Annotated in this window: 14 protein-coding genes and 6 tRNA genes; 1 reads left to right on the top strand and 19 read right to left on the bottom strand. The window is 40.8% G+C overall.

From position 1 onward, the window contains the following. Window positions 1-63 precede the first annotated feature (63 nt). The 5 genes from K1I71_RS05705 to tgt all read right to left on the bottom strand — a co-directional run bounded on the left by K1I71_RS05705 (window position 64) and on the right by tgt (window position 6,163). On the bottom strand, window positions 64-429 hold the full coding sequence (locus K1I71_RS05705; RefSeq protein WP_045606653.1) for a DUF1033 family protein: 366 nt from the start codon (window positions 427-429) through the stop codon (window positions 64-66). Window positions 430-578: 149 nt separating this feature from the next. Then, entirely contained in the window at window positions 579-1,637 is a 1,059-nt protein-coding gene (locus K1I71_RS05700; RefSeq protein WP_000649459.1) for a zinc-dependent alcohol dehydrogenase family protein, read from the bottom strand. Window positions 1,638-1,799: 162 nt separating this feature from the next. Continuing rightward, window positions 1,800-2,951 carry an N-acetylglucosamine-6-phosphate deacetylase gene (gene nagA, locus K1I71_RS05695; protein ID WP_223330439.1) on the bottom strand — a complete coding sequence of 384 codons (1,152 nt, stop codon included), beginning with the start codon at window positions 2,949-2,951 and terminating at the stop codon, window positions 1,800-1,802. 151 nt (window positions 2,952-3,102) lie between these two features. Next, window positions 3,103-4,920, bottom strand: coding sequence for an acyltransferase family protein (locus K1I71_RS05690; protein WP_223330438.1), 1,818 nt, complete (start codon window positions 4,918-4,920; stop codon window positions 3,103-3,105). A gap of 100 nt (window positions 4,921-5,020) precedes the next feature. Then, a complete protein-coding gene (gene tgt, locus K1I71_RS05685) occupies window positions 5,021-6,163 on the bottom strand; it encodes a tRNA guanosine(34) transglycosylase Tgt (protein WP_001285237.1) in 1,143 nt (380 codons plus the stop codon). A 116-nt stretch (window positions 6,164-6,279) separates the two neighbouring features. Here tgt and K1I71_RS05680 point away from each other — a divergent pair, with 116 nt between their 5' ends. Continuing rightward, a complete protein-coding gene (locus tag K1I71_RS05680; RefSeq protein WP_223330437.1) occupies window positions 6,280-7,137 on the top strand; it encodes a DUF975 family protein in 858 nt (285 codons plus the stop codon). Between the two features lie 25 nt (window positions 7,138-7,162). Here the strand turns inward: K1I71_RS05680 and pcp are convergent, their stop codons facing one another. The 14 genes from pcp to K1I71_RS05610 form a co-directional block, all read right to left on the bottom strand. Then, entirely contained in the window at window positions 7,163-7,807 is a 645-nt protein-coding gene (gene pcp, locus K1I71_RS05675) for a pyroglutamyl-peptidase I (protein WP_045606645.1), read from the bottom strand. 113 nt (window positions 7,808-7,920) lie between these two features. Continuing rightward, window positions 7,921-8,283, bottom strand: a complete 363-nt coding sequence (locus K1I71_RS05670; protein WP_045606643.1) for a DUF1304 domain-containing protein — start codon at window positions 8,281-8,283, stop codon at window positions 7,921-7,923. 10 nt (window positions 8,284-8,293) lie between these two features. Next, window positions 8,294-8,719, bottom strand: coding sequence for a MarR family winged helix-turn-helix transcriptional regulator (locus tag K1I71_RS05665; protein ID WP_045606641.1), 426 nt, complete (start codon window positions 8,717-8,719; stop codon window positions 8,294-8,296). A 198-nt stretch (window positions 8,720-8,917) separates the two neighbouring features. After that, complete coding sequence (locus tag K1I71_RS05660; RefSeq protein ID WP_045606640.1) at window positions 8,918-10,123, bottom strand: LysM peptidoglycan-binding domain-containing protein; 1,206 nt, start codon at window positions 10,121-10,123, stop codon at window positions 8,918-8,920. 162 nt (window positions 10,124-10,285) lie between these two features. Next, a complete protein-coding gene (locus K1I71_RS05655) occupies window positions 10,286-10,909 on the bottom strand; it encodes an HAD family hydrolase (protein WP_223330436.1) in 624 nt (207 codons plus the stop codon). A gap of 3 nt (window positions 10,910-10,912) precedes the next feature. Beyond that, complete coding sequence (locus K1I71_RS05650; RefSeq protein WP_223330435.1) at window positions 10,913-12,193, bottom strand: MATE family efflux transporter; 1,281 nt, start codon at window positions 12,191-12,193, stop codon at window positions 10,913-10,915. 60 nt (window positions 12,194-12,253) lie between these two features. Next, window positions 12,254-13,738, bottom strand: coding sequence for a threonine synthase (gene thrC / locus K1I71_RS05645; protein ID WP_223330434.1), 1,485 nt, complete (start codon window positions 13,736-13,738; stop codon window positions 12,254-12,256). Between the two features lie 75 nt (window positions 13,739-13,813). Further along, on the bottom strand, window positions 13,814-15,091 hold the full coding sequence (locus K1I71_RS05640) for a glutamate-cysteine ligase family protein (protein WP_223330433.1): 1,278 nt from the start codon (window positions 15,089-15,091) through the stop codon (window positions 13,814-13,816). 107 nt (window positions 15,092-15,198) lie between these two features. Continuing rightward, window positions 15,199-15,282, bottom strand: a tRNA-Leu gene (locus K1I71_RS05635). A gap of 9 nt (window positions 15,283-15,291) precedes the next feature. Next, window positions 15,292-15,363: transfer RNA gene (locus tag K1I71_RS05630), tRNA-Gln, on the bottom strand. Window positions 15,364-15,376: 13 nt separating this feature from the next. Beyond that, window positions 15,377-15,449, bottom strand: a tRNA-His gene (locus K1I71_RS05625). 14 nt (window positions 15,450-15,463) lie between these two features. Continuing rightward, window positions 15,464-15,534: transfer RNA gene (locus K1I71_RS05620), tRNA-Trp, on the bottom strand. 4 nt (window positions 15,535-15,538) lie between these two features. Beyond that, window positions 15,539-15,619 (bottom strand) — tRNA-Tyr (locus K1I71_RS05615). Window positions 15,620-15,631: 12 nt separating this feature from the next. Then, window positions 15,632-15,704 (bottom strand) — tRNA-Phe (locus K1I71_RS05610). Between the last annotated feature and the right edge of the window lies 1 nt (window position 15,705).

The raw sequence follows: 15,705 nt of genomic DNA, 5'->3' as shown, positions 1-15,705 counted from the left end.
CCTATACTATTCGCAAAGATTTGGAAAAATAAAAAAAGCAACTCCAAAAAAGTTACTTTTTCTCTATTTTAATTTCATACGGCAAGAACGGTGCCTTTCCTTACCTGTTTGTTTTTCATAGCCTGGACGTAATTTTTCATCTGGGATAACCTGCTCATCCTGCAAAAGAGCCAAAGAATGGTATTGTTGTAAATACTCATCACATTCATCGCACCAGCGTTGGTCTTCTGGATCCCAAAAAATGGTCATCAAGTCACTTCTACTTTTATAAAGAGGGGATTCTTGTTCCAATTTAAACCAGCAAGTTTTATAGTATTTGAGAGCATCATAATACTGATCAAATTTCTTACTTGCTACAATATCTTCTTCCCAACCTTCTAAGAACCACCACGGTTCAAAATCTCCGTACATTTCTATAACACGATACATATTCATTCATTCCTTTGTACCGTATATTATAACCAATTCCGCCAAACAAGGAAAGAAATATGCTCACTTCTTAATTTTTTGATAAAAAATCCAGCCATCTTATGATGACTGAATTTCTATTTGCTTATGTTCCAAAATGTTTTTACTACTTAAGCTTCTGAAATATCGTTTTCGATGATGACCTTAATTGCATGGTGGTCTGCTGCTTTACTGAAGACTTCATAGGCTTTTTCAATTTCACTGAGTTTGAAATAATGAGTTACCAATTTTTCTGGTTCAATCTTATGACTTTCAAGAGCTTTCAACAATTGTGGAGTTGTATTTGTAGATACCAAACCAGTTGTTACATTGATGTTGCGAATCCAAAGTTTGTCCAAATCGAATTCAACTGGTTTACCATGTACACCACAGTTGGCAACTGTTCCGTCTACACCGATAATCTTTTGACAGAAATCAAATGTTGCAGGAATACCAACAGCTTCGATAGCAACATCTACACCACGGCCATCTGTCAAATCATAAATTTCTTTAATCGCTTTTTCAGGGTCTGAAGAATTAATCTTATGAGTCGCACCAAATGATACAGCAGTTTCCAAGCGGTTATCGTCTAAGTCCACCATAATCAATTTAGCTGGTGAATAGAATTGGGCTGTCAAAAGAGCAGCCAATCCAACTGGACCTGAACCGATAATGGCTACGCTACAACCAGGTTCTACTTTTCCTTTCAAGACACCAATTTCATACCCAGTAGGCAAAATGTCTGATAGCATAACCAAGGCTTCATCTGACAAGTCTTCTGGAGTATGGTAAAGAGTGTTATCTGCATGAGGGACACGTAGATACTCAGCTTGCATACCGTCAATCAAGTGACCGAAAATCCAACCCCCTTCGTCTTCACAGTGGGCATAAATTCCTTTTTTACAGTAGTAGCATTTACCACAGGCACAAACACAAGAAATCAAGACCTTGTCGCCTTTTTTGAAGTTCGAAACTCCTTCTCCAACTTCTTCAACAATCCCAATCCCTTCGTGACCAAGAATGGTACCACTTTGGCAAGCGGGAACATCCCCTTTGATAATATGGAGGTCTGTTCCACAAATAGTGGTTTTTACGATACGCACAATAGCGTCTGTTGGCTTGCGAATCACTGGTTTGTCTACATCAACAAAAGAAGCAAGTCCTGGTTTAACATAAGTATAGGCTTTCATAAAGCATTCCTCCGTTTTTTTATTTGTACTGTTTATAATATAATTGTAAGCCTTTTCATTTGTTTGTTCAAGTTTTTTTGTGATTTTTTTAACTTTTTTATTTACTGGTAAAGAAATATAGATAAAAAAGCAGAAGCTAATCTCTAACTTCTGCTTTCTCTCTTATGCTTGATAACGTTTCACACCGTCTAGGTAGGTTGCTACCAATTCCAAATCTTTATCTAATACGATAAAGTCAGCGTCGTAGCCTTCACGGATTTGGCCACAGACATCATCAATGTGAACAGATTTTGCTGGGTTGAAGCTTGCCATCATAACTGCTTCGTGTGGAGAGGCAATGTTCCAGTCGACAACATTTTTCAAACCGTCTTTGAGTTTGAGGATAGAACCTGCCAAATTGCCTGTCGATTTGAGGCGTGCAGTTCCATTTGCAACGACAACTGGAAATTCTCCCAACATATAGTCACCGTCTTCCAATCCACCAGCTGTCATACAGTCTGTGATAAGGGCGATATTTTCAGTTCCTTTTTGTTTGAGCAAAATATCACAGGCCTTGGGATCCACATGGTGTCCATCACAAATCAATTCAGCGTAAGTATGTGGCAATTCATACATGGCTCCCACCATACCGAGCTCACGGTGAGTCAAGCCACGCATGCCATTGTAGGCGTGTACCCAAACGCTCGCTCCAGCATCGACTGCTTTTTTGGCTTCATCAAATGTCGCATTTGAATGTCCAAGAGCAACTGTCACACCTTCGCCTGTAACCGTACGAACAAAATCTTCCACACCTTCACGTTCTGGCGCAAGAGCAATTTTATTAAGCAAGCCATTGGCTGCTTTTTGCCAAGCACGAAACTCATCCATACGAGGATCTTTCATATAGGCTGGGTTTTGAGCCCCCTTGTATTTCTCTGTGAAATAAGGTCCCTCAAAGTAAATACCACGAATCTTGGCTCCACTTGCTTCCTGGTAACGAGCACCGATATTTTCAGTTACCGCAAGCAATTGTTCATAAGAGGATGTCAAAGTGGTAGGCAAGAAGCTGGTAACACCTGTACTAAGTAGTCCTTCACTCATGGTATGAAGGGTTCCTTCGATATTATTATCCATAACATCCACACCACCAAATCCATGAATGTGGGTATCCACAAGTCCTGGAGCAATGCTATAACCTGTATAGTCAATCACCTCAGCGCCTTCAGGAATCTGATCGACATGTTTTCCAAACTTGCCGTCCACAAGTTCCAGGTAACCGCCACGACGAACTCCGTGTGGGTAGAAAAATTGATCCGCTTTAATATAGTTAGGCATAATGTTAACCTCCTTAAAAGATTGATTCTACAATTTATTATGTCAATTACATTATAAACCTTTCTTTTTTATTTGTAAATGGTATAGACCTATTTTCTAAAGATATTTTAAAAGAGCTGGATTTCTCCAACTCTTCTCTTTTTAATACAAGTTATTTTGATTTGACTGGCTTGTCTTGAGCTGTTTGCAAGGCTACAGCAATGGTATCTGCATACAATTTAGCTCCTGCTTCAATTTTACTATTGTCACTTCCAAAATGAACTTGGTCTGTCCCAGTCCAAATTTCTGGATGCTCTTTCGCAACTTGATTCCAATCTGCTATCGTGACGTAAGGAGTCTTCTCTGCCAATTCTCTCATATAGGCAGCCTCTTTCTCAACGATTGCATAGGTCTCTTTTGTCTTATCCCCCTCATAAGGAGTCACCAAAACCATATGGTGGCCCTTAGGAAGATTTTTTACGATACTATCCCAGTCTTCCTTGTAATTTTCAGGATTATTTACCCCAGTTGCAATAACCACCATCTTTGGTAGAAATTTATTCTGGCTATTGTTGAGCATGATTTCGTTGGCGGTCTTGGTTGTTCTGCTTACTTGTGCATTAATCTGTGCCCCTGGAAGGGCTGTCTGCAAGGCTGTATTAGCTCTTAGCGCTACCGAATCACCAATTAACATAGTGCCATCAGCAATTCCTAAACTATCAGCTTCTGCTCGTTCTGTCATTACCTTGGTCTGGTTAATATTTGTTGCAGCTTGCTTCAAGCCATTGACAGTTAAGTCTGTCTCAAAAGCTCCCACTTGTGGTGCCAACAGAGTTACTAAGAAGACAATGAAGGCCAAGATTCCTGTACTTGCTGCAAGTATTGTGTGAATATGAGGCAGAGGACGAAGGGCTTGTATAATAGGTGTGTTCTTTCCCGCAATCCAAGGTTCCAGCACATAAAATGACAGGCCGGCAAATCCATAAGAAAAAATCAAAGTCAGTAACACAGCAAGAAGATTTGATGTCAACTGTGAGAAAATAATGTAGAAAGGCCAATGGAAAAGATAAACCGCATAGCTAGTATCCGCTAAAAAGCTGATCATCTTTGGCTCCTGCATGTTAGGGGTCTTTTCATGTAAGACACGCGCCGCCAGAATCATAGCAAGGGCTGCAAGGCTGGCAAGCAAGAAGCCCATAAGATAGGCAAAGAGATAGGTAAATTTGACAAAGAAGGTCAAAATGAGTAAGAAGCCAAAACTTCCTCCAAAAACTAAAAGGGTCTTGCGTAAATCCCAGATTTTATCCAATTGCTTAATTAGGGAAGTCGTCTGACGAACGCCTACTATCGTTGCTAGGATACTTCCCAAAAAGAATGGATAGATATGAGTTAAACTGGAGAAGTAAACAGAGGAATAAGAGGTTACTAGAAAACTACCAATAAACATGGAGAAGAAGCTGATCAAGAAGGTAGCAGCAGATAAGAGAAAGACCATTCCTCTCAACTGACCAATTGATTTAGACTGTTTAGATAAGAACCAAACTGCCAAGCCCCAGAGGATATAGTAGTGAACCTCAACAGCCAAGCTCCAATTATGAACAAACAAATGTGGAATGAACTGAGATTCATAACTCCCACCTGTTAGGAGCTCATAGAAGTTGGTCATGAAGCCTAAAACACCCGCAATCTGACCCCCAATTCCAGCCACATAATCTTGGCGAACCAAGAAAGTAAAAGGCATGGTCACCAAGACCATCAAAACCACAGGTGGCACGATACGATAAAAGCGTCTCCTAAAAAATCCAACCAAATCAATTTCATGATTTTTAGAAAATTCTTCGATAAGTAGAGCTGTGATCAGGAAACCTGAAAATGTAAAAAAGACATCTACCCCGAAAAATCCTCCAGGAAAGATCGTCTGAAAGAAATGATACAAGAGTACCAAAAGTAAACCTGTAATCCTAATCAAGGAAAACCATTTAATACGCATACGAGTTTATTCTCCCTTTCATTGTACACTTTATTCTATCAAAAAAAGAAGAAAAATCCCAAGAGAAAACTTAGGATTTTTAGCTTATATCTATTCCGTTTTAGAAATTGCGTCCTGACTTATTATAGCCATATTTTTCCACAAAATACTCACGGAATTCCAAGAGATTATCATCCATGATGGCTTGTCGAACTTGCTTCATCAGGTTAAGCAAGAAGTAAAGATTGTGGTAGCTAGTCAAGCGGATACCAAAGGTTTCATCAGCCTTGAGCAGGTGACGAAGATAAGCGCGTGTATAGTTCTTACATGTGTAGCAATCACACTCAGGATCCAGTGGCGTAAAGTCCTCAGCAAACTGAGCATTTTTGACAACCAAACGACCTTGACTGGTCATACAAGTACCATTACGAGCGATTCGAGTCGGCAAGACACAGTCAAACATATCCACCCCACGAATCACCCCATCAATCAAGCTATCTGGCGCTCCCACACCCATCAGATAACGAGGTTTATTTTCAGGCAGTAGTTGGGTTGTGAAGTCTAAGACAGCATTCATCTCTTCGTGGGTTTCTCCCACCGCCAAACCACCGATAGAGTAACCTGGGAAGTCCATGCTTACAAGGTCATGAGCCGATTGGCGACGCAGGTCTTCAAATCCTGCCCCCTGCACAATCCCAAACAAACCTTGGTCATGTGGACGACGGTGAGCCTTCAAACCACGCTCAGCCCAACGACTGGTACGCTCGATTGATTTCTTAACGTAGTCGTAAGGTTGATAAAACTGAGGACATTCGTCAAAGGACATCATGATGTCTGAGCCCAGATTGTTCTGAATAGAAATGGCTTTTTCTGGGGACAAGAACATCTTAGAACCATTGAGATGGTTTTTAAAGGTTACCCCTTCTTCTGTGATATTACGGCTATCTGCTAAGGAATAAACCTGAAAACCACCACTATCTGTCAAGATAGGCTGGTCCCAATTCATGAACTTGTGGAGACCACCTGCGCGTGCGATGAGTTCATCTCCAGGGCGAAGCCAGAGATGATAGGTGTTTGACAGGATAATTCCCGAACCCATCTCCTTCAATTCTTCAGGCGACTGAGTTTTGACAGTGGCTTGTGTCCCAACTGGCATAAACATAGGTGTTGGGAAGGTACCGTGGGGAGTGATGATTTCTCCCAGACGAGCTCCTGTGTGTTTTTCTTTCTTAATCAAACGATATTTGATTGGTGAATCTGACATTTTTTACCTCCGAAGCTGAGAAAGACAGTCCCAGTTCATACTTTGTGCCCAAGGGCATACTGTATGATTTTATCAAAAAAAGTAGGAACTGTCACGAACTATGGTATAATGAGAGAATGAAATACCCAAAAATTGATTTAAAAACCATTCGTCTGCAGGCTAGACAATTTCAAGTTGAAAATTCTCGCCTCTTTCTCGTCTATCTCTTACCTAGCATGCTGGTCATCTTATCTGGCTTCCTCAATCCCTTAGAGCGCCTCAACGAGTCTATTTTAGAACAAACCTTTTTAAGCGTGTTTGGCCATGTATTCCAAGCCTACCTCTTTCCATTATTAGTCTCCTTTATCGGAACAATACTTCTAACCAGTTCAGTTTATACAACTCTGAAACTCATCAAGAATCCCGATACAGAACTATCCGTCAAAAATAGTCTCACACTCTTTAACGAAGAGCACTTTTCACAAACCTTTTTGACTCTCCTTCTCAAACGTTTCTATCTCTTCTTATGGAGTATTCCTAGTTTGCTTGGAATTTACTTTCTTTTTTACAGTAGCTTTCTAGCAAAGAAATTCGTTGTCCTTCATCCTGAATTTCCCAATTTGGATCTCTCGTCAATTGAAACCGAGCGCTTCCTCATGACCTTTGGTCTTTACTTTCTAGCAAGTATCCTCTTGATGATTGTCGGAAATAGTCTCTATATCCCACAATACTATGCCTATTCACAGGTAGAATTTCTCCTCTGTGACACCCTAGACTTAGGACAAGCCAAACCAGGACAAATCCTAAAAACCAGCCGTTTCCTGATGAAAGGCTACAAATTTCAGCGCTTTGTCCTAGACTTACAACTCCTTCCTTGGTACGTCCTCAATTGGATTACCTTTGGAATTGCTAGTTTCTCACTCCTAACCTACATTCAAATTAATAAAATGATTTTTTACCGAGCAGTATTGGCTCGAAAACGTCCAAAAGCTTGAAGGTTTTCCCTCAAGCTTTTTTCTATCAATGAGTTTCTCCGCCTACCAACTTGAGGTCCTCATCTCCATGTTCTATAATGGCGCCGATTGCCGCTTCTATCCCTCGCCTAATATCCACTAAACTCATAGCTGGAGTGGTCGGTCGATTCACCACCTGTTCCATCATATAAGGAATATGCATAAAACCTGCCTTAACATGGGGAAATTTCTTTTCTACCAAATAGAGGGCCTGATACATCAAATGATTGCAGACAAAAGTCCCTGCAGTATTGGAAACAGAGGCCGGCAATCCCTCTTTTTTTATAGCTTGAACCATCGCTTTAATCGGCAAACTACTAAAGTAAGCCGGAGCACCATCTGGACGAATGGGAAGGTCAATCGGCTGATTACCTTCGTTATCAAGAATGCGTGCATCATCTTGATTTATAGCCACTCGCTCAGGTGTCAAGCTGGTTCTTCCACCTGCTTGGCCGATACAAAGGACAAAGTCAGGTTGATAACGACTCATTTCTTCTTCCAATACTTGAGCCGATTTGTGAAAAACTGTCGGCACCTCTAGCCAACGGACCTCAGCACCATGGATTTCAGCTGGTAAACCTTTAATGGCTTCCAAGGCTGGATTGACCTTTTCCCCTCCAAAGGGCTCAAAACCTGTCACTAATACTTTCATTTCTAACTCCTCAAAACAAATTCAATGAGACTTTTTTCTTAAAAACAAGTATAACATATTTTCCTTATTCTCGAGTTGAAAAGAACTAGCGAGTCTAGGATTGATTTTTGAGTTTATTTAAAGAATAAAATACTAATCAAGGTCAAAATAGCCGGTCCACCTTGCTTCAAAATAATTTTCTTATCTGCTGTGAGAGAGCCATAAGCCGCAGCACCAATCACAAATAAAACAAAAATAGTCACAATTTCTAAATTCTGTGAGAAATAAATCCCATACAAGAGAAAGACTCCTAACAGAGCATTATAAATCCCTTGATTTTTAAACAATGAACTTACAGACGGACGAGCCAGTTCTTCCTTTTCCATGTTAAATACTCGACTGGTTGCATCTGATTGCGTTGCAATACTTTCCAAATAAAAAATGTAAAAATGCTCCAAAGCAACAATCGTTGCTAAAATGATTGTAATAATTGACATCTATTTCTCCTTAAATTTCTATATTTTCAATACCCAAAACCAATTTATTTAATAAACGGCTGAGTTCTGTTCTTTCAGACTCTGTTAAGATACTTTCCATCGCTTCTTTAACCTTGATATGCTGCAGAGGCGGATTCACAACTAACTGCTCCTTGGCATACTTCGTAGCCTCCACCAACACTTCTCGCTGATTTTCAGGATTACGATGACGCTCCACCAAACCTTCCTTTTCCAGAATTTTAAAATGTCGGGTCAAAGCAGCCTGATCAATCTTCAAACACTCCTGAACCGCTATTTGATTACAAGGGGAATGCTTCAGCAAAAATAATAAAATCTGATACCGTGTCAAACTAATCCCAATTCTTTTTTCAAACAATTGCGTACTCGCTTGCTCAGACAAGCGGAGTTGATAAAGTAGATCTTGAATCTCTATCATTTCTTCTTTCCTTTTATTGATTTATCAATAGTTGACTAATCAAGTGTAATGCAAAGTAAAATAAATTGCAAGAATGTTGCTTGGATTATTACAAGATGGTAACTTCCCATTCAAATTGATAAACAAAAAACGAACGAGACTCGCTTCCTATCACGAAAGCTATATCTCATTCGTCAAAATGATATTACAAAGTCTGGTTTATCCATTCATTGAAACGTGAACATGATCATAGTGATTTTCTGTCACGCTACCACGGTCTGGCATTTGGTTCCAAGTATTAGCTGGCCCATATTTGCTATCGAATGGAGCATAGAAACGTTGTTTCCAGATGATGTAACTAATTCCACGGCTGGCCATGTTTTGAATAGCGTATTCCGCAATCTTATCCCCTAGTTCTGAACTTTCTGGTAGCATAAAGTCGATAGCCAAACCTTTTCCGTGATCTCCACTGTCTCCTGGACGGTAACCACTAAAGGATGTGATGCCAAACAAGTTGGCGATTTCTTCTTTAAAGGCAGCTGTTTGTGGTTGAAGGCCAGCATTTTCAGATTTCGCTACTGCCAGTCCAGCGTAATCGGGCGCAGCTGGAGCCGCGTAAGTTGTTGAAACTGTTTTCGCCTCTTCTGGTTGATAAGTAGAAACTGCTGCTGTAGCTTCACTTGATGATGCTACTTCTTTTGCTTCTTCTGAACTTGTTGCAGTTGTTTCAGGTGCTTTTTCTTCTACTGGTATTGTGGTTGCTTCCACTGCTGATTCAGTTTGAGTGCTTGCTTGTGTTTCATCTTTCTCAGCTGGAGTCGTTGCCTGAGGAGCTGCTTCTGCAACTGCACTACTTGTTTCGGCTGTTTGCTCCTCTGGGACAGAAGTTTCTGTAGATGGTGCCACTTTTTCTGCAGTAGCAACTTTCTCTGCAACTTCTGAACTTGATGCCACTTCTTTTGTTCTTGTAGTTTCTACCGCTTTTGGAGCTTCTGCAATCGGTTGAGAAAGGTCTGCAACCTGAACAGTTTGATCATCAACCGTCACTTGATTGGTTGTCAAATCTGCTGTCGCAGTTGTCACTTCTTCACTAGAGTCTGCTTGAGGAGTTTGGATTTCAACTTCTGTTACTTCTTCAGCTTCATTGACAGTCGTTGTCAAAACAGTTTCTGGGAAAATCAAGTCCATATTAGTGATTTTATTCAAATTCGCAAGAACTGTGACATCTACACCCAAGGCTTCTGCAATAGTGCTCAAGGTATCACCATATTGAACGGTATAACTAGTTTTGTTGTCCGTTTTAGTCAAATCATTTTGAATTTGCTCAACACTACGTGCAGTCCAAAGAACTTCTTCTGCTTGAGTTGCCAATACTGGGGCAAATGATAGAGCTACCGTTGAGGCTAATAATATTCTTTTCTTCATTCTTTCAAATTCCTTTCAAATGAGTACCTGTCTATGATAACACAAAAAAAGCAGAAAAAAAGCCCTCTCGGGCCTATTTAACAGAACTGTCTATTCCTTGTAACAAACTCGGTTACTTGAAACAGTTTGTTAGGTCTCTGTCACAAAACTGACACAATCTTTTTATTGCTCAGCCTTAAAAAAACGGGAAATATCTGCTAACGCTTGAATCCTGTGATTTCCTTCATAAGTCGACTCTAAAAAGTTGATACTTTGAATCCCACTATTCTGGGCAAATTCTACATCCAGAGTCCGATCCCCTATATAATAGGTCTTCTCAGAATCCAACTGATACTTGTCTAACAGATAGGTAGCCGCTTCTGAACTAGGTTTACGCGCAAAGCCACTCTGACTGGTTAAAATCTCCGTAAAATAGGACTCCAAACCCAAGTCTCTGAGAATGGTACGAGCATTGTCTCCCTTATGAGTGTAAACAAACTGCTGAATTCTTGATTCGTCCGCCCAATTCAACACCTCACGCGCACCTGGCATCAAAACTACCTGAGCATTCTTCTCAGCCAGACTCTGTGCACGCACCTGATTTAGCATTTCCACATCCAGCTTTCTCTCTTCCGCCACCTGCACAAGCAAATCCTGAACAGAATACTTGAGAATAAACTCCCTCACCTTCCCTTTATCATAAGGAATAGCAAACTGACCAAAAGTTTCCTCAATCCCTGACAAAATCTCTTCGTAAGAATCCAATAAAGTCCCGTCTAAATCCCAAATAAAAGCTGTTTTTTGCATTTCCTATCCTTTCAAGATCATATAACGCTGGTAACGGTAACGTAGAAATAACCAACGAAAACCATTATCCAAAAGGGTTCCGGCCCAAATACCGGGCAAGCCCCAACCAAGCACAATCCCCATCAGATATCCCGTTCCAATGCGGATACACCACATTCCTATACTTGTCGCATAAAAGGGAAGCCGAGCATTGCCCAAACCCTGCCAGACTGCTGTATAGATGACTGTTCCTATCGTCATAGGAGTACCAAGTAGTGAAAACAGTGTCACTAGAACACTAGCCTCAACCGCTAGAGGATCAGTCGTATAGAGATGAGTTAGTGGTACACCCAAGGCATATATACTGAAGGTCAAAGGCAACATGAGGACCAGAGAAAGCCAAAAAGTTCGCTTGCTCAAATTAGCTACTTTTTTCCAATTATCCTCCCCAACTGCTCGGGCCACCATCATGACCGTTGCAGTAGCGACGCCAAAGGCAGGCATATAGTTAAACTGGGTCAAGACTTCTCCGACTGCATTTCCAGCCACCGCCTCCGTTCCAAAAGAAACAACCAAGGCAATGATCACGACATCTCCAGCCCTCATCATGAGCCTCTCTCCAGCTGCTGGCAACGCTAAGGTCAATAGTTCCTTATCTAAACCAAAAGTCGGTTTCTCAAAAGGCAACTTTAATTGCGACCATAAAATCACAAGACCTACCAAACGAGACAGAATTGTCCCCCAAGCAACACCAGCTATCCCCATATCCAGAACAAAAATAGCTAGACTTGAAAAAAGAATATTCAAGGCATTGGATAAAAAACTAACATAGAGAGGCAGACGTGGATTATGCGTTGCACGAATCAAGGCTCCCAGACTAGTCATTAAACCTAAGAGAACAATCGATCCGCCTACCAAAGATAGGTAGAGTCCACCACTCTCAGCTACATCTCTCTCCGTCCCCAAAAGTCCTATCATCTCTTTCCCAGCGAAGATGGACAAAAATCCTAAAAGGAAACTTAATAGTAAGGTAATCTTCAATGCCTCAGTCACATGATAGGCTAGCATAGATTGATCCTTCTGCCCCAAATTTTTTGAAATAACACTGGAAATAGCAGCTCCCAGAGCGATGAAAATCGCCTGATAAATCGTGATAATATTGCCAGCTACTGATACACCCGAAATAGCTATCAAGCCCAAGTGGGCTACTAAGTAACTATCCACCATCCCCATGAGCATCTGCAAAAAATTTTCGCCCATAGCTGGCAAGGCAATATTAAGAATGTCTTTATTTTTCTTAAACAATCCTTCCTCCTGATGAAAAGAAACTCAGTTGGTTTCCCAACCGAGTTTACTCCCTCTGTCTTAAAGTCCTAGATAAGCCTCAACCGCTGCTTGCATATCAGCAGCTGCCACTGTTGTCTTGTGACGAACAGGAGCTGTTTCAAGCCCGTCAACTGCTGGTGGCACTGCAACTCCTGAAATATCATGTAATTGAGCCAAGGCTTCAAAGTCGCCAAGCCCTGATTTTCCAGTTACAGCTTCTACTGCAACCACTGGGAACTTGTATGGACTCGCTGTTGAAGCAATCACTGTCTTAGTCACATCGCCAGTAGCCGCTTGGTATTTCTTATAAACTGCCGAGGCAACCGCCGTATGTGGATCCTCGATATAAGAATCTGCCTCATAAACACGCTTGATTTCTGCTGCCGTTTCTTCCTCAGTCGCATATTCAGCTGCAAAGAGGTCCAAAATCTCTGCATCAAAGTCTGTCAACTCATATTGTCCTTGCTTGTTCAAGGCATTCATGAGTTCAGCTGTTTTAACAGCATCATTACCTAAAAGATGGAAAATCAAACGCTCCAAGTTTGAAGATACCAAAATATCCATAGATGGACTAGTAGTCACTTTAAACTCACGTTTCTTGTCGTAAACACGTGTCTTGAAAAAGTCTGTCAAAACATTGTTGTCATTTGAAGCACAGATTAATTTGCCAACTGGTAGACCAATTTGCTTAGCATAAAAGGCAGCCAAGATATTTCCAAAATTTCCTGTTGGTACTGTGAAGTTGACCTTATCACCAGCCACAATCTCACCAGTCTTAACCAACTGAGCATAGGCATAAACATAATAAACAATCTGTGGCACCAAACGACCGATATTCATAGAGTTGGCAGATGAAAATTGCAGTTTATTGGTAGCCAACTTTTCACGAAGGGCTACATCGTTAAACATATGCTTCACATTTGTTTGAGCATCATCAAAGTTACCATCAATAGCGATAACATGAGTATTATCACCAGTCTGAGTAGTCATTTGCAACTCTTGAACCTTGCTGACACCATCCTTTGGATAAAAGACGATAATCTCAGTTCCAGGCACATCCGCAAACCCTGCCATAGCAGCTTTCCCAGTATCACCAGATGTCGCTGTTAAGATGACAATCTTGTTCTCCAAACCATGCTTCTTAGCAGCTGTTGTCATAAAGTATGGCAAAATAGACAAGGCCATATCCTTAAAAGCAATTGTTGAACCATGGAACAGTTCCAAATTGTATTGGCCGTCTAATTTCACCAAAGGCGCTATAGCTGGAATATCAAACTTGCTATCGTAGGCATTGTTGATACAGTAGTCCAACTCCTCAGCTGTAAAGTCATCTAAAAATGCTGACAAAACTAACTTAGCAACTTCCTGGTAAGAAGCATCTTTCAATTTGTCAAAGTCCAAATCTACCTTTGGATAAGTAAGCGGTGTAAACAAACCACCATCCGTCGCCAAACCTTGCAAAATAGCTTGGCTAGCAGTTACTGTATTGTTGGCATCACGCGTTGATTGATAAACTAATGTCATTACTCTCTATCCTTTATCTATAGTCTCATCCATTATATCATGATTTTTCAGAAAATTCTCCTTTTATAAGAGAAATTATAGGCCCGATTCTTCTTTCAAAGGCTGTAAATAGCTTGTTTCTTGCTTATTTCTCATCTCCAGTCCTTCCCAAGCTAGCAGGAGTATGTGTTTGGAAAATTCAATAATCGCAGTTTCTTCCTCATCTGTAAGCTTTTTCTTAGAAAATTGTCGTCTTAAAAACTTGTAATTTCGCCCAAATTCTTTAAAGAAAGGCGCTGTTTCTAAGTAAGCTTCTAACTTATCTAAATTAACCAACAATCCTAAGTGAAAAGCTGCAGAAGCGAAGGTTCTCTCTAGAGGCTGAGTACACACACTACGAAACTCAACTGTTCCTCGAGTCGTTAAGTCTTGGTACTGATAACTACGATGAGTTTCAAAATCCTTCTCTTGAGGGTAAATAAGAATCTCATCCCCATTAAGAGCATATGCTTGGATTTCAGTTGTAGCCAAATAGTCCCTTGCCTGAATCGGATAAAAATAATAGGTTTGCCCATCGCGTTCCGCAGTAAAAATTGCAGAATGATCTAGATAATCAAAAAAATCATCCTCATCTTTAAAGAGTCTAGCATTGACCCCGACATTTTCTGGATAGATACCATGCATCGATTCTTCCCAGAAAATATCCCTTGAAATTTTCGTATCCCAATCCTCACCTGAAAACTCAGAATTTGCAAATAAATAAGCCTTAACTGCTTCAATTTGGGTAAAAGCATTAATCACTCTTAAATAGTTAGACTTTGAAACATCCAGTTGTACCTGACTCCCACAGATAAAAGCACCATATTCAGGGAAATGATGCAAGTCTGATTTAGCAACATTTCTACTCATATTCAAATAATCCATCAACATCTGATAGCGTGGATAAGCCACTGGACAATTCTCATTTTTATCCCAGTTGGGATGGATACCACAGCCAACAATAGCATGATTTGATTCAGCTAACTTCTTCTGGATTGCCTCCATATAAATATTAAAACGTTCTTCAACTTCTTGTATCGTTTCAGCCTTACCAAATGCAAACTCAATCGTAGTATAGGAAACTTCAAATAAAATAACATCCTGACTTGCTGGCTCCACTAACTGAATAGGAGTCCCAAAATCATCAACCTTTTCGACAGTAAAATCCAAAGCAGAAACTAAATATCGGAATAAGTACTTGATAACTTCAACATCTGTAGCATCCCCTTCCAAGTTTACAACAGGATATTCCAGCTCAATCCCGACAAACAATTCAGGATTTTCTTTAATATTTTTCAAATACCGATGTTTTAATAAATCGATAGAACGAGACATACTTCCCTACACTTTCATAATCTAAATAAAATTTGAATAACTATTATTATACCAAAAATAATATAAAAAAGGAACGAAGATTTACAACGTTCCTTAACTCTATACTATACCGGCGGCCGGGGTCGAACCGGCACGTCCTTGCGGACACTGGATTTTGAGTCCAGCGCGTCTGCCAATTCCGCCACGCCGGCAAATAGTAACTGGGGTAGCTGGATTCGAACCAACGCATGAGGGAGTCAAAGTCCCTTGCCTTACCGCTTGGCTATACCCCAACAATATAAAATAGGCGAGTGATGGGGATCGAACCCACGCATGCCAGAGCCACAATCTGGTGTGTTAACCACTTCACCACACCCGCCATAATTCTATTAACACGGGCAGTAGGAATTGAACCCACACTGAAGGTTTTGGAGACCTTAGTTCTACCTTTAAACTATGCCCGTAAAATGGAAGGGGAGGGATTCGAACCCCCGAACCCGAAGGAGCGGATTTACAGTCCGCCGCGTTTAGCCTCTTCGCTACCCTTCCAAAATATATAAATGGCGCGAGACGGAATCGAACCGCCGACACATGGAGCTTCAATCCATTGCTCTACCAACTGAGCTACCGAGCCT

This window comes from Streptococcus mitis, from assembly GCF_019929545.1.
In the GTDB taxonomy this organism is placed as follows: Bacteria; Bacillota; Bacilli; order Lactobacillales; family Streptococcaceae; genus Streptococcus; species Streptococcus mitis_BU.
Note: the sequence above shows the minus strand (reverse complement) of the source record. Positions and strands in the feature narration are given on the sequence as shown.

What these genes read in the sequence shown, in the direction of transcription:
- pcp (WP_045606645.1), bottom strand. Translation starts at nt 7,807, where the DNA reads ATGAAAGTATTAGTGACAGGTTTTGAGCCCTTTGGAGGGGAAAAGGTC.
- K1I71_RS05700 (WP_000649459.1), bottom strand. Translation starts at nt 1,637, where the DNA reads ATGAAAGCCTATACTTATGTTAAACCAGGACTTGCTTCTTTTGTTGAT.
- K1I71_RS05655 (WP_223330436.1), bottom strand. Translation starts at nt 10,909, where the DNA reads ATGCAAAAAACAGCTTTTATTTGGGATTTAGACGGGACTTTATTGGAT.
- K1I71_RS05660 (WP_045606640.1), bottom strand. Translation starts at nt 10,123, where the DNA reads ATGAAGAAAAGAATATTATTAGCCTCAACGGTAGCTCTATCATTTGCC.
- thrC (WP_223330434.1), bottom strand. Translation starts at nt 13,738, where the DNA reads ATGACATTAGTTTATCAATCAACGCGTGATGCCAACAATACAGTAACT.
- tgt (WP_001285237.1), bottom strand. Translation starts at nt 6,163, where the DNA reads ATGTCAGATTCACCAATCAAATATCGTTTGATTAAGAAAGAAAAACAC.
- K1I71_RS05665 (WP_045606641.1), bottom strand. Translation starts at nt 8,719, where the DNA reads ATGATAGAGATTCAAGATCTACTTTATCAACTCCGCTTGTCTGAGCAA.
- nagA (WP_223330439.1), bottom strand. Translation starts at nt 2,951, where the DNA reads ATGCCTAACTATATTAAAGCGGATCAATTTTTCTACCCACACGGAGTT.
- K1I71_RS05690 (WP_223330438.1), bottom strand. Translation starts at nt 4,920, where the DNA reads ATGCGTATTAAATGGTTTTCCTTGATTAGGATTACAGGTTTACTTTTG.
- K1I71_RS05670 (WP_045606643.1), bottom strand. Translation starts at nt 8,283, where the DNA reads ATGTCAATTATTACAATCATTTTAGCAACGATTGTTGCTTTGGAGCAT.
- K1I71_RS05680 (WP_223330437.1), top strand. Translation starts at nt 6,280, where the DNA reads ATGAAATACCCAAAAATTGATTTAAAAACCATTCGTCTGCAGGCTAGA.
- K1I71_RS05705 (WP_045606653.1), bottom strand. Translation starts at nt 429, where the DNA reads ATGTATCGTGTTATAGAAATGTACGGAGATTTTGAACCGTGGTGGTTC.
- K1I71_RS05640 (WP_223330433.1), bottom strand. Translation starts at nt 15,091, where the DNA reads ATGTCTCGTTCTATCGATTTATTAAAACATCGGTATTTGAAAAATATT.